This is a genomic window from Vreelandella titanicae (assembly GCF_014697095.1).
GTDB classification, from domain to species: Bacteria; Pseudomonadota; Gammaproteobacteria; order Pseudomonadales; family Halomonadaceae; genus Vreelandella; species Vreelandella titanicae.
In genome coordinates this window covers 1,053,192-1,071,362 of record NZ_CP059082.1, presented here as the reverse complement: position 1 = coordinate 1,071,362, position 18,171 = coordinate 1,053,192, and the positions used below count along the sequence as shown (strand labels likewise).

The 18,171-nt window shown below is 54.9% G+C and carries 18 protein-coding genes; 14 read left to right on the top strand and 4 right to left on the bottom strand.

The window, feature by feature from the left end:
- Positions 1-58: 58 nt before the first annotated feature.
- The 4 genes from HZS52_RS05065 to HZS52_RS05050 all read left to right on the top strand — a co-directional run bounded on the left by HZS52_RS05065 (position 59) and on the right by HZS52_RS05050 (position 4,127).
- Positions 59-721: an HAD family hydrolase gene (locus HZS52_RS05065; RefSeq protein ID WP_022521124.1), complete on the top strand. Its 663-nt coding sequence runs from the start codon at positions 59-61 to the stop codon at positions 719-721.
- A 114-nt stretch (positions 722-835) separates the two neighbouring features.
- Positions 836-1,630, top strand: a complete 795-nt coding sequence (locus HZS52_RS05060) for an IclR family transcriptional regulator domain-containing protein (protein WP_022521123.1) — start codon at positions 836-838, stop codon at positions 1,628-1,630.
- A 143-nt stretch (positions 1,631-1,773) separates the two neighbouring features.
- Positions 1,774-2,628 carry a DUF72 domain-containing protein gene (locus tag HZS52_RS05055; protein ID WP_190374246.1) on the top strand — a complete coding sequence of 285 codons (855 nt, stop codon included), beginning with the start codon at positions 1,774-1,776 and terminating at the stop codon, positions 2,626-2,628.
- A 155-nt stretch (positions 2,629-2,783) separates the two neighbouring features.
- A complete protein-coding gene (locus HZS52_RS05050) occupies positions 2,784-4,127 on the top strand; it encodes a sodium-dependent transporter (protein ID WP_022521121.1) in 1,344 nt (447 codons plus the stop codon).
- 89 nt (positions 4,128-4,216) lie between these two features.
- On the opposite strand, the gene HZS52_RS05045 is transcribed toward HZS52_RS05050, so the two are convergent.
- On the bottom strand, positions 4,217-4,432 hold the full coding sequence (locus HZS52_RS05045) for a PA3496 family putative envelope integrity protein (protein ID WP_022521120.1): 216 nt from the start codon (positions 4,430-4,432) through the stop codon (positions 4,217-4,219).
- Between the two features lie 325 nt (positions 4,433-4,757).
- Between HZS52_RS05045 and hexR the strand changes: the two genes are divergently transcribed.
- From hexR to HZS52_RS05030, 3 genes are all read left to right on the top strand, one after another.
- Positions 4,758-5,609, top strand: coding sequence for a transcriptional regulator HexR (hexR, locus tag HZS52_RS05040; protein WP_009286287.1), 852 nt, complete (start codon positions 4,758-4,760; stop codon positions 5,607-5,609).
- Positions 5,610-5,793: 184 nt separating this feature from the next.
- Positions 5,794-7,992, top strand: coding sequence for a DNA helicase II (gene uvrD / locus HZS52_RS05035; protein WP_009286288.1), 2,199 nt, complete (start codon positions 5,794-5,796; stop codon positions 7,990-7,992).
- 131 nt (positions 7,993-8,123) lie between these two features.
- Positions 8,124-9,218 (top strand): TRAP transporter substrate-binding protein, encoded by a 1,095-nt coding sequence (locus tag HZS52_RS05030; protein WP_022521118.1) that lies wholly within the window; start codon positions 8,124-8,126, stop codon positions 9,216-9,218.
- Positions 9,219-9,297: 79 nt separating this feature from the next.
- Here HZS52_RS05030 and HZS52_RS05025 read toward each other — a convergent pair whose 3' ends face one another.
- Positions 9,298-9,714, bottom strand: a complete 417-nt coding sequence (locus HZS52_RS05025; RefSeq protein ID WP_022521117.1) for an acyl-CoA thioesterase — start codon at positions 9,712-9,714, stop codon at positions 9,298-9,300.
- A 208-nt stretch (positions 9,715-9,922) separates the two neighbouring features.
- Between HZS52_RS05025 and HZS52_RS05020 the strand changes: the two genes are divergently transcribed.
- From HZS52_RS05020 to HZS52_RS04990, 7 genes are all read left to right on the top strand, one after another.
- Positions 9,923-10,810 (top strand): PstS family phosphate ABC transporter substrate-binding protein, encoded by an 888-nt coding sequence (locus HZS52_RS05020; protein ID WP_190374245.1) that lies wholly within the window; start codon positions 9,923-9,925, stop codon positions 10,808-10,810.
- A gap of 134 nt (positions 10,811-10,944) precedes the next feature.
- Positions 10,945-12,060: an ABC transporter permease subunit gene (locus HZS52_RS05015; protein WP_009286291.1), complete on the top strand. Its 1,116-nt coding sequence runs from the start codon at positions 10,945-10,947 to the stop codon at positions 12,058-12,060.
- On the top strand, positions 12,057-13,481 hold the full coding sequence (gene pstA / locus HZS52_RS05010) for a phosphate ABC transporter permease PstA (protein WP_141440245.1): 1,425 nt from the start codon (positions 12,057-12,059) through the stop codon (positions 13,479-13,481). The genes HZS52_RS05015 and pstA overlap by 4 nt, the downstream gene beginning before the upstream one ends.
- Positions 13,475-14,290, top strand: coding sequence for a phosphate ABC transporter ATP-binding protein PstB (gene pstB, locus HZS52_RS05005; RefSeq protein ID WP_009286293.1), 816 nt, complete (start codon positions 13,475-13,477; stop codon positions 14,288-14,290). The genes pstA and pstB overlap by 7 nt, the downstream gene beginning before the upstream one ends.
- 31 nt (positions 14,291-14,321) lie before the next feature.
- Positions 14,322-15,047 (top strand): phosphate signaling complex protein PhoU, encoded by a 726-nt coding sequence (gene phoU, locus HZS52_RS05000; RefSeq protein ID WP_009286294.1) that lies wholly within the window; start codon positions 14,322-14,324, stop codon positions 15,045-15,047.
- A 78-nt stretch (positions 15,048-15,125) separates the two neighbouring features.
- Positions 15,126-15,869: a sulfate transporter CysZ gene (gene cysZ, locus HZS52_RS04995; RefSeq protein ID WP_190374244.1), complete on the top strand. Its 744-nt coding sequence runs from the start codon at positions 15,126-15,128 to the stop codon at positions 15,867-15,869.
- Between the two features lie 86 nt (positions 15,870-15,955).
- Positions 15,956-16,450 (top strand): copper chaperone PCu(A)C, encoded by a 495-nt coding sequence (locus tag HZS52_RS04990; RefSeq protein ID WP_223828053.1) that lies wholly within the window; start codon positions 15,956-15,958, stop codon positions 16,448-16,450.
- Positions 16,451-16,542: 92 nt separating this feature from the next.
- Here the strand turns inward: HZS52_RS04990 and HZS52_RS04985 are convergent, their stop codons facing one another.
- Both HZS52_RS04985 and HZS52_RS04980 read right to left on the bottom strand, forming a co-directional pair.
- A complete protein-coding gene (locus tag HZS52_RS04985; protein ID WP_161463614.1) occupies positions 16,543-16,872 on the bottom strand; it encodes a hypothetical protein in 330 nt (109 codons plus the stop codon).
- Positions 16,873-17,370: 498 nt separating this feature from the next.
- Positions 17,371-17,673, bottom strand: coding sequence for a hypothetical protein (locus HZS52_RS04980; RefSeq protein WP_022521111.1), 303 nt, complete (start codon positions 17,671-17,673; stop codon positions 17,371-17,373).
- Between the last annotated feature and the right edge of the window lie 498 nt (positions 17,674-18,171).

The following is an 18,171-nucleotide window of genomic DNA, read 5'->3' as shown; positions in this document are numbered from 1 at the left end:
CTTGTCGCCTAGGTATAGTGCCGTTTTTTGCCTGGAACCTAGCCAGCGGAGTAGTTCCGTGAGTGATGACGATACGATTCCTTCTTATGCATTGGTGTTTGACTTCGATGGCGTTGTTCTCGATTCAGCAACCCTAAAACGCCAGGCGTTTGCCGACGTATACTGTCAAGCGCCGGAAGCTCAGTACCGCGCCATCGTGGCCTACCTTAGCAGACGCGGTGGTCAGCCTAGAGAGGTCAAGTTTCGCCATATTGAAGAACACATCCTGGGCAAGCGAGCCAGTGACGCACGTATTCAGGCGCTTTGTGAGCAATTTAAAGCCAGTGTCGAAGAGCACTTACTGACCGCACCGCCCATTCCCGGAGCGCTAGAATTTTTAAGCGATTGGCACCACCACCAGTGGCTATATTTGCTCTCTGCCACCCCCGAACAGGAACTCAAGGCCATTGTGGAGCAGCGCCAGTTGGCGCCTTACTTTAAAGAGGTGGTGGGAGCGCCCCCAGACAAAGCCACGGGCTTACGCAACTTACTCACCCGACACCAACTAGCAGTGAAAGCCACCGTTATGATTGGCGATTCGTATAATGACTATCGCGCCGCACGCTCAAACGGAACGCTTTTTGTCGGTGTTACAGCGAATCCCGCTCAATCTCCTTTCCCAGCCGATGTCATCACGATTAAAGATCTACGCACATTGGTTCAAGCGCTCAACCGTTTATAGCGCCGTACACGGCGAATATATTCGCCAGCCAAAGTCGCGCATACATGTTCGCCATTCGAACAATATGCTATATTGATCTTTAAAATTTACGCCTATTCCGATGAGTGGACACCGATGGAAGAACAGCTTCAGGATGAAATGTTAACCCCCGATGACCGCGACTTCGTGACAGCGCTGGCGAGTGGCCTGGAAGTGATTTTAGCATTTGATGAGGGCCACCCAAGGATGACGCTTAGCGAAGTGGCCGCACGCACAGGCATGAACCGGGCCAAGGCCCGACGCTTTCTGCTCACCCTGCATGCACTCGGCTATGTGCGCAAACAGCAGCGCTACTTTGAGCTAGCGCCGCGAGTACTGCAACTGGGTTACTCGTTTTTGTCCGCCAATAATTATCGCAGCGCTATTCAGCAGTATTTGGAGGAGATAACCAACGAATGCGGTGAGTCATCCTCATTGGGTGTACTTGATGGCGATGATGTCATTTATGTTGCGCGCTCAGCGGCGCGTCACCGCTTGATGGCCATTACTCTGTCCATAGGAACCCGTTTACCGGCCGCATACACCTCAATGGGGCGCGTTCTGCTAGCCCAGCTGTCAGAGGCTGAGTTGGATGCCTACTTAGAGCGAATAACCCTACAGCGCCATACGGATAAAACCTTTACCTCTAAAAGCGAACTAAAAAAGTGTATTCACAAGGCCCGCCAGCAAGGCTACGCCATTGCCGATCAAGAGCTGGATTCAGGCTTACGCTCGCTGGCGGTACCGGCGTTTGATGCGAATGGCAAACTGTTAGGGGCTATTAACATTAGTACCAACGCGGCACGTATCGATTTAGACACCCTGCTCAAAGAGTACTTGCCGCTGCTGCAATCAAAAGCGCGTCTTATCCGCACCACCATTAGCTGCTAACCCGCCAGTGCGCCAGCCTCTGCTCACCCACGGCATACTGGCGCCGCATCTATAGACGTTTTAGAGCCGCCATTCACGCTTAACGGGCAAGGCTCTTAACCTGTTACATTAGCGCTTGATCTTGTCGATGTAGGCTGGCACCCATGACGCTTCCTCTTTATCTAGGCTTGCCTATGTGGGCCAATCAAGACTGGCTGGGCAACCTTTATCCACGCCACGCCAAAACTGAGCTGCTAAGCGATTACGCGGCGGTGTTTTCCAGCGTTGAGGGCAACACTACCTTTTATAGCGGTACCCCAAAGCCGGACACCATTGCTGCCTGGGCGCGCCAGGCACCATCCCACTTTCGCTTTTGTTTTAAATTACCTGCCAGCGTAACCCACGATCAACGGCTAACGCGGTTAGAGGAGGCCTGGGCATTTTTAGCGGCGCTAGAACCTCTGCACGACCGCCTTGGCCCCACCATGGTGCAACTACCACGAGATTTCGGCCCCCAAGAGCTTCCCCAGCTTGAAGCGCTACTTGCCGCTTGGCCTACCCATTTGCCTTGCGCGGTCGAGGTTCGGCATCCTGAGTTTTTCCACAAAGGGGCCGCCGAAATTGCCCTTAACCGCCTGTTGATAACTTATTCGGCCAACCGCGTGATGCTCGACGTGCGCCCGCTCTTCTCAACCCCGGAAAATGACCATTTGGGCTTGGCCCACGCCCAGCAAGAAAAGCCGAAACTCCCGCTACACGTGCTTTCCACGGCAAATTTTCCTGTCATTCGCTTTATTGGCCATATTGACAAAACGATTAATAGTGACTACTTCACCGCCTGGAAAGCCCGCCTAAAGCTGTGGATAAGTCAGGGGAAAACCCCTTTCTTATTTGTGCATACTGCGGACAACCGCGAGTCTCCCCACATGGCCCGCTTACTCTATAACGCACTAGGAGAAGTGACGCCATTACCCGCTCTTGGCCCCTTCGCGGGTGAAAAGCAAAGCCAACTGTTTTAACCCACCTTTTTAGGTCAGCTAACTGGCATGCTTGCGGTCGATCAGATAAATTGCGCTTACTTTCGGAAAAGTACGCTGGCAATGACGCAATTTTCCGAAAACTAGCGTGTTCAACACGCAGTGACTTACACAACAATCGACTTAATGGGTGATGTATGGCGAAGCTTGCGCATGCGCAGTGGTCATCGCGAATGACCTTTGTGCTGGCCGCCGCTGGTTCAGCGGTGGGTCTAGGGAATATCTGGAAATTTCCGTATATGGTGGGTGAAAGCGGCGGCGCTGCTTTCGTATTTGTGTATTTGCTCTGTATCGCGCTGATCGGCTTGCCCATTCTTGTCTCTGAGTGGCTATTGGGGCGGCGCGGCCAGAAGAACCCCGCCAGCACCATGTCAGAGCTAGCGCGCACGGCGAAAAAGCCCAAAGCCTGGGCCATCGTGGGCATTAGCGGCATTGTCGGGGCCTTCTTGATTTTGTCGTTTTACAGCGTGATTGGCGGCTGGTCGCTCTACTACACCGTCAACTCGGTGAGCGGTGCTTTTAGCGGTCAAGATGCCGATGGCATTGGCGCGCTATTTAATGGCATGTTGAGTAACCCTGGGTTGCTGCTGCTGGGCCACTCCGTGTTTATGCTGCTGGTCATTGGGATTGTCGCCCGCGGCGTTACCAAAGGCCTTGAAGGCGCTGTACGCATTCTGATGCCAGTCCTCGCACTACTGCTGGTCGTGCTGATCGGTTATGGCATGACAACCGGCCACTTTGGCGAGGCGTTGACGTATATGTTCAACCCGGACTGGAGCAAGCTCACAGCAGAAACCGTGCTAGCCGCCTTGGGCCACGCCTTCTTCACCCTCTCACTGGGTATGGGCATCATGATGGCTTACGGCTCTTATTTGGACAAAGAGATCGATCTGCTGCAAACCGCCCGCACGGTCATCATCATGGATACCGTCATCGCTTTAGGCGCGGGTTTAGCTATCTTCCCGATCGTGTTTGCTAATAATCTGGATGTCGCTTCGGGCCCAGGGCTGATTTTCGTCACCCTACCACTGGCCTTTGGCAATATTGATGGTGGTTTACTTTTAGGTTTGATGTTCTTTCTGCTGCTGACGTTTGCGGCATTAACATCGGCCATTTCACTGCTTGAGCCCGTGGTGGAATTCATTGAAGAGCGCACGCCGCTAGGCCGCGTCATGGCTACCGTTGTGGCCGGTGTGGGTGCTTGGTTGCTGGGTATTGCAGCGCTGCTGTCATTTAACGTGTGGAGCGAACCGCTGCTGTTTGGACTGGGCGTGTTTGACCTGCTGGATACGCTGACCAGCAAAATAATGCTGCCGCTGACGGGGCTGGGTGCGATTCTATTCACCGCTTGGTGCCTGGAGCGCAGCAGCGTGGAAGACGAACTGGGTCTTTCAGCGACCGGCAAGAGCGTATGGAACATTATCGCGCGCTATGTAGCGCCCGCTGGCGTTGTTGCCGTGTTCGTAACAGGGCTAATCTAAGCTGAGCCGCCAAGGCCCTGCTAGCCGGCAGGGCAGCGAGGTTCTGCGCAGATAATAGTTGCGCCCCTAACCTCTTGGCATCCTAAAACTTAGTGCAATTCGCTCTCTTGCCGATCTTCATCGGGCAAGGGGGCGATATCCCGCGATAACTTTTGAAACTCACGATGAAGCTCAATACCCCGCCGCGCTCTTAAGCTGCGTTGGGCAGCGCTGCGCTGGCGCTGGGCATGCTCATCGACTTCCATACTCATAAAGATGTCGAGCAATTCGCTTTTAACCGAGGTGATTCGTTCGACGTTTCTCATAATCGACGTTCCTCCAGATGAATATGCCTTCGTCCACCTGCATCCGTGACGACTGTGATGATGCAGTGCGGCACTTCAATTATTACTATAACCTACTTGACAAAATGATGACCAATCTTAAAAAAACTGACTAACGACCTTAAACGCTGTTGGATCACTGCCTAATAGTTTGTGGCCCTATGGGCTCATTGAGGCATACTGTCCTTATCGCATTGAAGCAATACGAAGCATCACAGTGAGCAGATAGGCAGAAACGGTCGTTTAAAACGACTGTATATTGGCGTACTGTTGACTACCTGTTGGTTGAGCACCCAAGGAGCTGAACGTGAGTCGCGCCCTGTTCGATGAAATGAGACGCCGCATGGAGCACTTTCGACGCTCCGAGCAAAAAGTGGCGCGTTTTGTACTGCGCAACCCCGAAGAGGTCATCCACATGCGCATTGTGGATCTGGCCACCGAAGCCACCGTTAGCGAACCTACCGTGGTGCGCTTTTGTCGTGCGCTGGGGTGCAATGGCTTTCAGGATTTCAAGCTACAGCTGGCGCAAATGCTGGCCAGCGGCAGTCAGTTCGCGCAATTCTCCATGAACGACAGCGACTCGGTCGCTGAATTTTCCCACAGCATCTTCGATTCGACCGTGGGTACACTGCTCTCGGTTCGTGACCGGCTGGATAACGATGCCCTGGGCCGTGCGGTAAACGCCCTGGCGATGGCCAACCGGGTCGAGTTCTATGGCTTTGGGGCTTCCGGTGCAGTGGCCTTTGATGCCCAGCACAAGTTTTTTCGCCTGCAGATCTCCACTTCTGCCTACGCCGACCCGCATATGCAGAATATGTCGGCAGTGACCTTGAACGATGGCGATGTGGTGGTGGCAATTTCACAAACCGGCCGTACCAAAGCGCTAGTCGCCAGCGTACGCCTGGCTCGCGAGGCGGGTGCAACAGTCATTGGCCTGTGCCCCAGCGGCTCGCCACTCGCCGAAGAGGTCAGCCTGCCGCTGTATATCGATGTTCATGAAGACACCGAGATTTACACCCCGCTTAGCTCGCGCATTGCCCATCTGGTGCTGATCGATGTACTCGCCGTGGGTGTGGCCAAAACCCGCGGGCCGAAACTCGCCGAACAGCTCAAAGCAGTTAAAAAGAGCCTGAATACGCTGCGTTTCCCAGAAGAATAATTAGCTTCTTAGCGCTGCCATAACTATAAGCCTCGGTGCCGAGGACAGGCTTACGCGAGGGCGCTGTTAGAAAGTTTTTAAAGGTAGCAGTTGCGAATAACTGCAATCACTACACCTGTATACACAGCCAGTTCGCTGGCTGTGCTAGACTAGCCGCCTATTTTTTGATCCGGCAGCGGCTACTATGGACGACGTCACGGCGATTCTCGATCAGCTCAACTCCGCCCAGCGCGAAGCAGTGAGCGCCCCCCAAGGTAATCTGTTGGTGCTCGCAGGCGCAGGCTCCGGTAAAACCCGCGTGCTGGTGCATCGCATCGCCTGGCTGATGCAGGCCGAAGGGCTGTCCCCTTATGCTCTGCTGGCAGTGACCTTTACCAATAAAGCCGCCAAAGAGATGCGCACCCGCCTTGAGGCACTGCTGAGCATCTCGATGCGCCATGTGTGGGTAGGCACCTTTCACTCCATCGCCCACCGCCTGCTGCGCACCCATTGGCAGGACGCCAAGCTGCCGCAACACTTCCAGATTATCGATTCTGACGATCAGCTACGCCTGGTCAAACGGTTGCTGAAAGATTACTCGATCGACGATGAACGCTTCCCACCCCGCCAAGTGCAGCACTTTATCTCCGGCTGCAAAGAGGAGGGGCTGCGCCCGCACCAGGTCAATGTGGATGGCGATGCCTACATGGGCCAGATGGTTGAGCTCTACGAGCGCTACCAGCTCACCTGCGAGCGCGGCGGCCTGGTCGATTTCGGTGAACTGCTGCTGCGAAGCCTGGAGCTACTACGCGACAACCCGGCGCTGTTAAACCACTACCAGGAGCGCTTTGGTCATGTACTGGTAGATGAGTTCCAAGATACCAATACCCTGCAATACGCTTGGCTAAAACTGCTCACCGGCATGAAGACGCCGATGACGGCGGTGGGTGATGACGACCAGTCGATCTACGGCTGGCGCGGTGCCAAGGTGGAGAATATCAGCCGCTTTGAGCAAGAGTTTCCGCAAACCCACACCGTACGGCTTGAACAGAACTATCGCTCCACCAGCGCCATCCTGGAAGCCGCCAATACGCTGATCAGCCACAACAGCGAGCGGATGGGTAAAAACCTGTGGACTGACGGCATCGAAGGCGAGCCGATCTCAATTTACGCTGGGTTTAACGACCTGGAAGAAGCCCGCTATATCGTCGATACCATCAAGGAGAAGGTCGACGAAGGCTTTAACCGCCGCGATATCGCGATTCTCTACCGCTCAAACGCTCAGTCGCGGCTGCTGGAAGAGACGCTGATTCGCCAAGGCATGCCCTACCGTATTTACGGCGGCCACCGCTTCTACGAGCGCCTGGAAATCAAGAATGCCCTGGCCTACCTTCGCCTGATGCTCAACCGCGACGACGATGCCTCGCTGGAGCGGGTGATTAACGTACCCACTCGCGGCATCGGCACGCGCACGGTCGAGATTGTCCGCCTGCGCGCTCGGGAACAAAGTATCCCTCTCTGGCAAGCGCTCCACGATGCGATTAACGACGGCACCTTGAAAGGCCGCGCGGCCAATGCCGTGCAAACCTTCGCCAACCTGATCGAGCAGCTCGATAACGATGCCTCTGGCATGGCGCTGCACGAAATTATCGATCACGTCACGATACACACGGGTCTGATAGAGCATCACAAAAGTGAGCGCGGCGAGAAAGGCCAAGCGCGGGTCGAGAACCTGGAAGAGTTGGTTACCGCTGCCCGTGCCTTTACCCAAGGCGATGTCTTTGAAGCGCCTGAAGCGGGCGAAGGCATGGCGGCACTGGAAGCATTTCTCTCAGAGGCCGCTCTTAACGCAGGCGACCACGAAGCCGAAGAGTTTGAGGACAGCGTACAGCTGATGACGCTGCACTCCGCCAAAGGCCTGGAGTTCCCGGTAGTATTTATTGCCGGTGTCGAGGAGGGGCTGTTTCCACACAAGATGTCCCTGGAAGAGCCGGGTAGGCTCGAAGAGGAGCGCCGGCTCTGTTACGTCGGCGTCACACGCGCGATGCAGAAGCTCTACCTCACACACGCCGAAACCCGCCGCCTGCACGGCAAAGAAGTGTTTCCACGCCCGTCGCGTTTTTTGCGCGAACTACCGCCGCACCTACTCGAAGAAGTCCGTCTGCGCGGGCATATTTCCCGCCCAGTCACCGCGTCGCGCACCTCCTTTGCTCAGCAAAGTGTCGAGAGCAGCGGTGATATACCCGCCTTACATGTCGGCCAAGGCGTTGAGCACCCGGTGTTCGGCGAAGGGATTATTCTTAACGCGGAAGGCGAAGGTGCCCGCGCCCGGGTACAGGTCAGCTTTGAAGGCGAAGGGGTCAAATGGCTAGTGCTTGGTTTTGCTAAGCTAACGCCGCTTTAAGCCGCTACGCGCGTGGCGTTGAGTGCAATGGCTTGCCGATTAAAACCCGCTTAGCGCATACTGGCGAACGGACATTGCGCCTTTGTGCGCGCTGACAAAAAAATCCTATAATCTCCGGAGTTTTGCTCACCATGCAACGCCGTCACTTCCTCAAAACTGCCAGCCTTGGCGTCGCCGGGGCCGTTGCCGCCCCCTTCGTAACCACCTCAAGTGCTCGCGCTCAAGAAACCTTCACCTGGGACATGGTCACCTCGTGGCCAAAAAACTTCCCTGCCCTGGGTACTGGTGCGAATGATTTCGCCCGCCGGGTAGAACAGCTTTCCAACGGCCGCATGCAGATCCGCGTCCACGGCGCGGGTGAACTGGTACCTGCCCTGGAAGTCTTCGATGCGGTAGCAGCTGGTACCGCTGAAATGGGCCACTCTGCCTCTTACTACTGGCGTGGCAAAGTCGCTGCCTCACAGTTCTTTACCGCTGTACCCTTCGGTATGACGACTACCGAAATGAACGCCTGGTTGTACCACGGCGGCGGTCAGGAGCTTTGGGATGAGATCTACGCCAATCACAATCTGAAGCCGTTTGCCGTGGGCAATACCGGCACGCAGATGGCGGGCTGGTTCAAGAAAGAGATCAACTCACTCGACGACATGCAGGGGCTGAAACTTCGCCTGCCGGGCCTGGCGGGTGAGGCGATGAACGGCATCGGCGTCAGTACGGTTACTATGCCAGGCTCAGAAATTTTCACCTCGCTGCAAACCGGCGCGCTGGATGCCGCTGACTGGGTGGGGCCGTATAACGATATGGCATTCGGCCTGCATCAGGTGGCTGACTACTACTACACCTCGGCGTGGAACGAGCCCTCTGCGGTACTGGAAGGGACGATCAACCTGGATGCCTGGAACTCCCTGCCAGAAGACCTGCAGGACGTGATCCGCGAAGCGGCGCGGGCGTCTAACCTGGCCATGATCAGCGAATTTGCCTTCCGCAACGCGCAAGCACTGGAAACTCTGGTCGATGAGCATGGCGTTCAGCTACGTACTTTCCCTGACGACGTAATGGCAGCGCTTCACACCTCTTCACTGGAAGCCATCCAGCGCCAGGTCGACAGCGACGAAGAGTCTCGCCGTGTTTACGAGTCTTATTCGGCTTTCCAGAAGCTGCTGCGCCCGTTCAGCGATGTGGGTGAATACGCCTACCTCAAGAACCGCGATAACGTCGACGGTTAATGAGCCGCTAGACAAGTAAATGACAAGCACGACAAAAGGGCGCCCTAAGCGCCCTTTTGCTATTTCAAGTTGAAGTGAGCTAGTCGCTATGTACTGCTCGGATGCGCCCATTATCGTCCAACGCAACCATCACAAAGCGCGCCTCGGTAACTTTTTGGCGCTCCTCTATGCGTTGCCCATGGGGAGGACGCACCCAGACCTCCACATCAATCTTGATCGAGCTATGACCAATTTCTTGCACTTGGGTGTAAACGCTGACCATTGAGCCAACGCGCACCGGGCTTAAAAAGTCCATGGCTTCAATCGCCACGGTCGCCGTGCGACCACCCGCTTCACGACCGGCCGCCAGCTCAGCCGCTTGATCCATTTGATTGACCAGCCATCCACCGGGTATATCACCATAAAAATTGGTATCTTGGCGGGAAGCCAGTAGTTTTAAAGTAAGCTGCCCTTGAGGGGCCGGTACGTCATCCAAATCGGTTTCCAGAAGAGTCATGAGTTAGTCGCTTAGTCAGTTTATTGTTGTAAACGTTGCAGAGTGGCACGTTGTTTATGCGTGTTGCTGCATCGCAACACAAAGGAATGAATTTAGTTAACCATAAGAGGACGCTCGTTTGAATACTCGTTTGACGACTCTTTGCATTAATAGGGGGTTAACTTCCGCCGTTCGTCGCACCGTACTGAGCTGGGTGGCGTTTATACTGATGCTGATAACGCCCCTGACCTGGGGGCAGCAGCCAGCAGTTATTAGCGGCACCTTGGGCGCGGTGGGCTCCGACACTATGGCGGGGCTAATGCTGCGCTGGGGTGAAACCCTCACCACCCGCTATCCTGACGTAAAGCTGCAGTTTCAAGCAAGTGGTTCAGCCAGTGCGCCCACGGCGCTGATGGCTGGCACCACCCGGCTTGGCCCGATGTCTCGTCCGATGACCAGCGAAGAGCGTGATAACTTTATTGAGCGCTATGGCTATCCACCGCTGGAATTAAAAGTCGCCCGTGACGCACTGATTGTAGTCGTACACCGCCATAACCCCTTGCGCGCTCTGACCCGCCAGCAGGTTGATGCGATCTTCTCAACCTCGCTGGCCTGCGGTGGCGAAACGCCGATCAGGCGCTGGGAGCAGCTATCGGCAACCCGTGACTGGTCATTTGGTAGCATTGCGCTGCATGGGCGTAACCTTGCCTCGGGTACCCATGGGCTATTTCAACAGCGGGCGTTATGTGGCGGTCTTTTTCGTAACGACATTAGTGAGCACCCCGGCTCATCGGCGGTGGTCGCGGCCGTTGGCGAATCTGCCAATGCGATGGGCTATGCGGGGTTTAACCACCTCACCCCAGCCGTGCATGCATTGAGCCTGTATAACGATGATGGCATTGCGATACCGCCCGATGAAGCGGCTATACAGAGCGGTGACTACCCGCTGTCGCGCTATCTTTACCTCTATGTGAACCTACCGCCGGGGGAGAACTTACCCCCCGCCGAGCAGGCACTGCTCAAGTTGATTATGTCCGATGAGGGCCAGCAGATTGCGCGCGCATCCGGCTTTGTACCATTAACCTCCAGTGTCCTTAGTGCACAACAGAGGTGGTAAACCACTGTCATCTAACTGACACATAATTGTCTTAGGGTAGGGATCCTGTCTATGCACTGTTTTTCACCACATTCTGGTTTTTCACTACCTATTGGTCAGCGCTATGATCACCTCGGTTTTGCCATGATATCCACATGACCCTACCTCGGTTAACCTCTTCTCGACAGCCACTTAGGCTACTGCAAGACCGCATGGCCACCGGTTTAATCACCGCTGGCGGCATAGGCGTGCTGCTGGCAATTCTGGCTATCGGTGTCTTTTTGGTGTGGGAAACCCTGCCGCTGCTGGCGATTGGCGATACCTTAGCGCTGGCTAAGCTTTCTCCCCTGGCGTGGGGCACGCTCAAAGCCGCCCTAGCCGCACTGCTGTTCGCCATTCCCGTGGCCTTGGGGGCCGCCATCTACTCCGCGCTGTTTATGTCAGCGCGCCTGCGCTCGCGGATCAAGCCCGCGCTCGAAATGATGGAGGCGATCCCCGGTGTGGTGGTGGGCTTTATTGCCGGCCTTATTTTGGCACCTTGGGTAGAACGCCATCTCGCCAGCGCTTTGGTGCTAATCATTTGGCTGCCGCTTAGCGCAGCGCTTGCCGGCTTACTCTGGCAGTGGGCCAAAACACGCCTACGCCGCCGCTTACCGCTCTCCTGGGCGGGCCTCTGGCTCGTTCCCTGGCTCGCTGTAATGGTGGCGATAGCACTATGGCTCGCGCCCTGGATGGAGCAGCAGTGGTTAGGCGGTGATTTACGCCAGCTACTCGACCAGCGCTATGGCATGGATTACGCCACCCGTAACGCACTGATTGTCGGCATTGCCATGGGCTTTGCCGTTATTCCCAGCATATATTCACTGGCAGAAGACGCGCTCGCCGATGTGCCTGCTAGCTTAATCGAGGGCGCCCAGGCGATGGGGGCCAGCCGCTGGCAGGCGCTATGGAAAGTGGCGCTGGTGGCAGCGGGCCCAGGTATCTTCTCGGCGATAATGATCGGTGCGGGCCGGGCGGTGGGCGAAACCATGATAGTGCTTATGGCCAGCGGTAATACGGCTCTGTTTAGCGCCAGCCCCTTTGAAGGCATGCGCTCCATGGCCGCGGCTATCGCCATTGAGCTGCCTGAAGCGTCACCCGGTGGCCAAACCTACCATCTGCTGATCTTGGCTGCACTGGTGCTGTTTATCTTCACGTTTCTGGTCAACACCCTTGCCGAGGTCGTCCGCCAGCGTTTACGCCGCCGCTTCCGCCAGATGGGGGGCACATGATGAACTCTGCGACCCACACCGCCTCTCGCCGCCGGCGCTTTAGCCGGGTAAATGATGTATGGCCCTGGCTTTGCGCAGCCAGCGTAGCGCTCTCCCTGCTGATGCTGGGCGCCTTACTCGCGCTACTGCTGGTACGCGGGCTAGGGCACTTTTGGCCCGCTACGCTGGAAGAGGTCACCCTTGACTCGGGTGAAACCTTTGCTGGTCAAGCTGTGCGCGAAGTCGCGCTACCCCAGCGAGCTGGGGATGAACGCCTCTACTTTACCGGCAACCAGGATATAGAGGGCGTTCGCTGGCGCTGGGTGGCGATTGATGAAATTGCCGAGCGCGCCCAGCCAGACGATTTGATTCGTCTTGATCGCAGCCCCTGGGGTGACTTTATTGGCCGCTTGGTGGCCATTGAGCAGCATGATCAACGCTGGGAGGGAGACGCTGCCTGGCAGCGATTAAACGCTTTATTGGCACTTCCCGCCAGCCAACGCCAGGATAGCCAACTGCTGCTTACCACCGTGGACGGCCAAACCCTGCGCCAACCGCTGGCCAGCGTGGCGAACGCTCAGGCTCCCAATGCCATGAGCGTGTGGCAGAAAACGCTCGCCTGGGGGGATGCAGTTTGGCGGTTTCTGAGTGAGGGGCCACGGGCCGCCAATACCGACGGTGGCGTCTGGCCCGCGATATTTGGCACGGTGCTGATGGTGATTTTAATGTCGGTGATGGTGACCCCGTTTGGGGTGCTGGCCGCTATTTATCTCAATGAAATCGCTCACCAGGGGCGGCTGACCCGGCTGGTACGTATTGGTGTGCGCAACCTGGCGGGCGTTCCGTCGATTGTGTATGGCGTATTTGGTTTGGGAGTGTTTGTTTACGGCATTGGCGGCTCGCTGGATGAGTGGTTTTTCAGCGATACCCTACCTTCGCCCACCTTTGGCACCGGCGGCCTGTTATGGGCGTCGCTCACCCTGGCACTGCTGACCCTACCGGTGGTGATTGTGGCAACAGAAGAGGGGTTAGCGCGGATTCCCGAGGCGCAGCGGGAAGGCGCCGTGGCGCTCGGCGCTACGCGCTTAGAGATGCTCACCCGCATTGTACTGCCCATGGCAGCCCCTGCCATGCTGACAGGTATCATTCTAGCAGTAGCTCGCGCGGCCGGCGAAGTGGCGCCGCTAATGCTGGTTGGCGTCGCTAAGCTGGCGCCTCAAATGCCCATCGATGGTGAGTTTCCTTACCTACATTTAGAGCGCAAGTTCATGCACCTTGGCTATCATTTATTTGATACCGCCTTTCACGGCGAAGATGTGCAGGCTGCCATACCGCTGGTTTACGCCACAGCGCTACTTTTAGTGTTAATTGTGCTGGTGCTTAACCTAACTGCCATATTTCTGCGTCATTATCTTAGGCGTCAACGGGGAAACGAATGCTAGCGTCATTACATTCAGCCAATACCTCTCAGGCACCAGTGGCGCACTTTTCGTCCGAGCACAGCTGCCTGAGTATCGATCACTTTAGCCTCGCCTACGCGGGGAAAGAGGCGTTGCGCGAGTTAACCCTCAGTGTTCCCCGGCATCGTGTAACGGCCTTTATCGGCCCGTCAGGTTGCGGTAAGTCGACGTTGTTACGGGCAATTAACCGTTTGCACGATCTTAATGAGTCAGTCACCCACAGCGGCCAAATCACGCTGGAAGGGCAGGATATTCATGACCCGCAAATGAATGTGACTGAGCTGCGGCGGCGTGTCGGGATGGTGTTTCAAACGCCCAACCCCTTCCCCATGTCGATCTATGAAAACGTGGCCTTTGGGCTACGACTGCAACAGCGCATGCCCAAGCGCAAAAGGGACGACATTATTGAGTGGGCGTTAACTTCCGCCGCTCTGTGGGATGAAGTGAAAGACCGCCTACACCGTTCCGCTTGGCAGCTTTCCGGTGGCCAGCAGCAGCGTCTGGTGATCGCCCGTACCTTAGCAGTACAGCCCGACGTGCTGCTGCTTGATGAGCCAGCGTCAGCGCTAGACCCAATTTCAACCCTCAAAATTGAGGAGTTGATCCGTAACCTCAAGTCGGAGCTGACGCTGATCCTGGTCACCCACAATATGCAACAAGCGGCGCGCGTATCGGATTACACCGCCTTTTTGCATCAAGGGGAGCTGGTTGAATACGGCCCTACCGATCAGGTCTTCACCAACCCCCGTTTGCAACGCACTGAAAACTACATCACCGGCCGTATCACCTAGGCCTTAGCAACTGAACCGTCAGGAGTGCTCCATGGATATTACTAGCGACTCTCACAGCCAGCATATCTCTCGCCAGTTCAACCAGGAGCTGGAAGAGCTGAAAACCCACCTGATGGCCATGGGCGGTCTGGTGGAAAAACAAGTGCAGGACGCTGTCTTTGCCCTACTGGAAGGAGACACCCGGTTAGCCGAGCAGGTGCGTGACAATGACCGCCAAGTCAACGACCTGCAGCTGCAAATCGACGACGAATGCACCCGCGTACTGGCGCGCCGCCAGCCTGCTGCTTCCGATTTGCGTCTGGTGCTGGCCGTCATCCGCGCCACCTCAGACTTAGAGCGCATTGGTGATGAAGCCAGTAAAATCGCCCGCAACGCCCTGCTCCTGAGCGAAAGTTCTAGCACCATTCGTGGCCTGGTGGAGGTGCGTCACATTAGCGAGCACGTACGTAAAATGCTGCGCGATGCGCTCACCGCCTTTGCCCGCTTTGATACCGACCTAGCTATGCAGGTCGTACGCGAAGACGAACTGGTGGATGACGAGTACAGCAGCGCTATGCGCTCATTAATGACCTTTATGATGGAAGACTCACGCTCTATTACGTCAGTACTCAGCATCATGTGGGTACTGCGCGCGCTAGAGCGGGTAGGCGACCACGCCGATAACCTTGCTGAGTACGTGGTCTATCTCGTCAAAGGTTTGGATATTCGCCATAGCGACACCGATGAACTGGAACCACAGGTGCCAAAAAAGTCTTGACCTGATGGGGCTTTCCTCCTGCAATACGTCCAGGCTGCCACGCAGCCTGGACGTTGGAATCACGAGGAGCTCACCTAAATGCTGGATGCTGTCACTGCGCTTAGCCGAGGTACACGCTGTGTGTATCAACCGGGTATGCGCCGCTATGTTTTTCTGCCTATTCTGGTCAACCTGATTGTCTACGTGAGCATGTTCAGCTTTGTGCTCAACCGTTTTGATGGCTGGCTCGCCCATTGGATGGGCATGGTACCCGCTTGGCTTGACTGGTTATCCTGGCTTATCTGGCCCCTGTTTGTGATTAGCCTGTTGGTGGTGGTGTTTTTTACCTTCACGCTGGTTACCAGCTTGATTGCAGCCCCTTTTTACGGCTTTTTAGCCGCCAAAGTTGAAATCCAAGCCACTGGCCGCGAACCCATTGATGACCGAAACCTGACCAAAACAGCCATCGATGCTGTGGGACGCGAGTTTGTTAAGCTCGCCTATATTCTGCCTCGTGCCGCAGGCCTATTTGTGCTTAGCTGGATTCCAGGCGTCAATATAGTTGCTCCGCTACTCTGGGCACTGTTTTCTGCCTGGGTGATGGCAATCACTTATCTAGACTACCCAATGGATAACAACAAAGTAACGTTTGCCGATATGCGCCAACGGCTCTCTAAGCGCTGGTGGCAAAGCCTCACCTTTGGGGGGTTAGTGACCTTAATTACCTGGATTCCGCTGGCCAACCTGTTTTTGATTCCCGGCGCCGTTGCGGGTGCCGTACTGCTGTGGGACGACCACTATAGAGACGTACGTGGCGATGCACGTGGCATTACACCGCAGTAGGCGCCTATTACCCAGGCTACGTCATTTGCTACCTTTATGTTTTGTTCGTCTATCCTGGGCTCAATCAACAACAAAGGAATCACCGCATGATAAAACCGATGGCTTGGCTGGGTGGCGTACTCTTGATTGGCGCTATGTCTATTTCGATGACATCTATGGCGTTAGCCCACGACGTAAAAACAGAGACTCTTCGCATTGCGCACCCCTTCGCTACCCCAACCCCACCGGGTGCGGTAAACGGTGCCGCCTACCTTGATATCACCGCCGTTTCAAGCCCCGTCACTCTGGTTGGCGCGAGCAGTCCTGCGAGCAGCAACGTTGAGCTGCACGATATGCAAATGGACGGCGATATGATGCAGATGCGGCATGTGGACGAGATTCGTGTCGAGGCAGGGGAGACTTATGCCATGCGCCCTGGTGGCGGCTTTCACTTAATGCTGATTGGCTTAACCGAGCCGCTGAAGGAGGGTGAGCGGTTTCCCCTCACGCTCACCTTCGCTGAACAAGGTGACGTAGACATCGAGGTCTGGATACAGAGCGCCCAAGACGGTAGCGAAGCTGCTGATGGGCATCACCACTGATGTCGTTGGCTTTTAACACATAGCAAAAACCCCACCGAAGCGGGGTTTTTAGCGAGTAACGCTTACATTAGCAGTTACACTTATCCTATTATTTACCAGTCGGTGCTATCACCTTCATCCCGGTTGAGTTCTCCAGGAGTGTAACCCTCTTGGCGAGAAGTAGGCCCTTTTTCAGCCGTAGAAGGACGGCTACTGGAAGGCGAAAAGTCCAAGCTATCAGCTTCGTCACGGTTCAAGTCGCCCGCAGAGACATGAGATGGTTTGGAAGCTGCATGCGACTCAGGTTTGTTGATGACATCCTGACCAGCGGTACGGTCTTGGTTCAGTTCAATAGATGAGTGCGCCATCGCCATGGGGCTCGCGACCAAACCAAAAGCAATACCTACTATGGCGACTTTTTGGCTCATTTCTTTTAACAGCAAGATGTTCTCCTCATTATCCATGGATTCCGTTCATCGATGATTAGAACGGCTATTACGCTTTGCGTTGCATATTAGGCGTCAAAAAAGTTAGCTCACCCTTTAGGATCAAAATGATTGTGAGACCGGATGCCTGAGACATAACCCACCGGCAGGCTGATGATGGGCAGTGTATAAATAGCGCCGCAATGAAATTAGGCTCCGCTAGAAAGCCGTACCTTAAACTAAAACAAGAATAGTGTGGGAGAGGTGTTGGATGCCACAAAAAATCAGACCCCGCATCAGCAGGGTCTAAGGACACAAGACTTTGACAATGACTAGCGCTAGCTTCCTTTCCTTTTGCGGGGCTGCTCCAACCTTGGAATTTAACCCTGACCAACGCTCTGATTGTCGTTTGATTCATTCCTTGAATCGATATGCATCCGTATCGGTGTGACACGCTTTCGCGTGTTTAGCTCACATGTTAATCGTAATATATTTCTTCAGAATTGCAAATTTTTGTTACCAAACGTTTCCATCACCTACGTCTTGGGTCAAATCTTTTGCTGTGTACTCCGCTTGAGCGCTAGTGTGATGCGACTCTGCCTTGATGACTCGAGGGCGGTCGCCTTCGTCATACATCAAATCAGAGGGGCTAAATTTAGCCTGACCCGAGGTATGATGTGATTGAGCTTGAATAGGCTCATCGTCAACGGTCAAATCTTGATTTGCTTCGATGGACATATGGGCAAAGGCAAGCGGGCTTGCCAGCAAACCAAAAGAGAGACCTACGACGGCTGCTTTTTTAACAAAATCGTTAAACATACTATTTACTCCTGGTGACCGTTTGATACCGCTGAAGTGAAGTGAGAAGGGCTCTCTGGCCAGATCTCACTGCGGCTAGCTTCACTACCTCTAGATAGCATATGTAATGCCAACTCTCTTATAAAAATAAAATAATTATATAAATCAATAATTTAAAATAAATACATTGTGCACAATTATACACCGCTAAAAACAAAAGCACGCTAATTACATGTGCACTAATGACACATGCGCAAAACTGTCTGTGCCTTTATGACACACTCAGCAAAATAAAAGGCTCGATGCCAACAAAGCGCTACGGCATCAATTCATAAAAAACAAGACATGGCATTGGATAGAGAGGCGCAAAGAAAGATCGGCGGAAAAGATAGGGGAGAAAGTAGCGGGGGGATAAGCGAGATAAAAAGTAGGCAGCAAAAATTAGGCCCCGCATTGCGGGGCCCGATATCAGAATTGGCTATAGGTAATAACTAACGCTAGCTTCCACTCCTTGTGCGG

Bases quoted from the DNA above. Each gene is read 5' to 3' on its own strand.
- HZS52_RS05045 (WP_022521120.1), bottom strand. From the start codon at position 4,432: ATGAGAAACGTCGAACGAATCACCTCGGTTAAAAGCGAATTGCTCGAC.
- pstA (WP_141440245.1), top strand. From the start codon at position 12,057: ATGATGAACTCTGCGACCCACACCGCCTCTCGCCGCCGGCGCTTTAGC.
- uvrD (WP_009286288.1), top strand. From the start codon at position 5,794: ATGGACGACGTCACGGCGATTCTCGATCAGCTCAACTCCGCCCAGCGC.
- HZS52_RS05055 (WP_190374246.1), top strand. From the start codon at position 1,774: ATGACGCTTCCTCTTTATCTAGGCTTGCCTATGTGGGCCAATCAAGAC.
- HZS52_RS04980 (WP_022521111.1), bottom strand. From the start codon at position 17,673: ATGTTTAACGATTTTGTTAAAAAAGCAGCCGTCGTAGGTCTCTCTTTT.
- HZS52_RS05030 (WP_022521118.1), top strand. From the start codon at position 8,124: ATGCAACGCCGTCACTTCCTCAAAACTGCCAGCCTTGGCGTCGCCGGG.
- pstB (WP_009286293.1), top strand. From the start codon at position 13,475: ATGCTAGCGTCATTACATTCAGCCAATACCTCTCAGGCACCAGTGGCG.
- cysZ (WP_190374244.1), top strand. From the start codon at position 15,126: ATGCTGGATGCTGTCACTGCGCTTAGCCGAGGTACACGCTGTGTGTAT.
- HZS52_RS05060 (WP_022521123.1), top strand. From the start codon at position 836: ATGGAAGAACAGCTTCAGGATGAAATGTTAACCCCCGATGACCGCGAC.
- HZS52_RS05025 (WP_022521117.1), bottom strand. From the start codon at position 9,714: ATGACTCTTCTGGAAACCGATTTGGATGACGTACCGGCCCCTCAAGGG.
- HZS52_RS05020 (WP_190374245.1), top strand. From the start codon at position 9,923: ATGCTGATAACGCCCCTGACCTGGGGGCAGCAGCCAGCAGTTATTAGC.
- HZS52_RS05050 (WP_022521121.1), top strand. From the start codon at position 2,784: ATGGCGAAGCTTGCGCATGCGCAGTGGTCATCGCGAATGACCTTTGTG.
- HZS52_RS05015 (WP_009286291.1), top strand. From the start codon at position 10,945: ATGACCCTACCTCGGTTAACCTCTTCTCGACAGCCACTTAGGCTACTG.
- HZS52_RS04990 (WP_223828053.1), top strand. From the start codon at position 15,956: ATGATAAAACCGATGGCTTGGCTGGGTGGCGTACTCTTGATTGGCGCT.
- phoU (WP_009286294.1), top strand. From the start codon at position 14,322: ATGGATATTACTAGCGACTCTCACAGCCAGCATATCTCTCGCCAGTTC.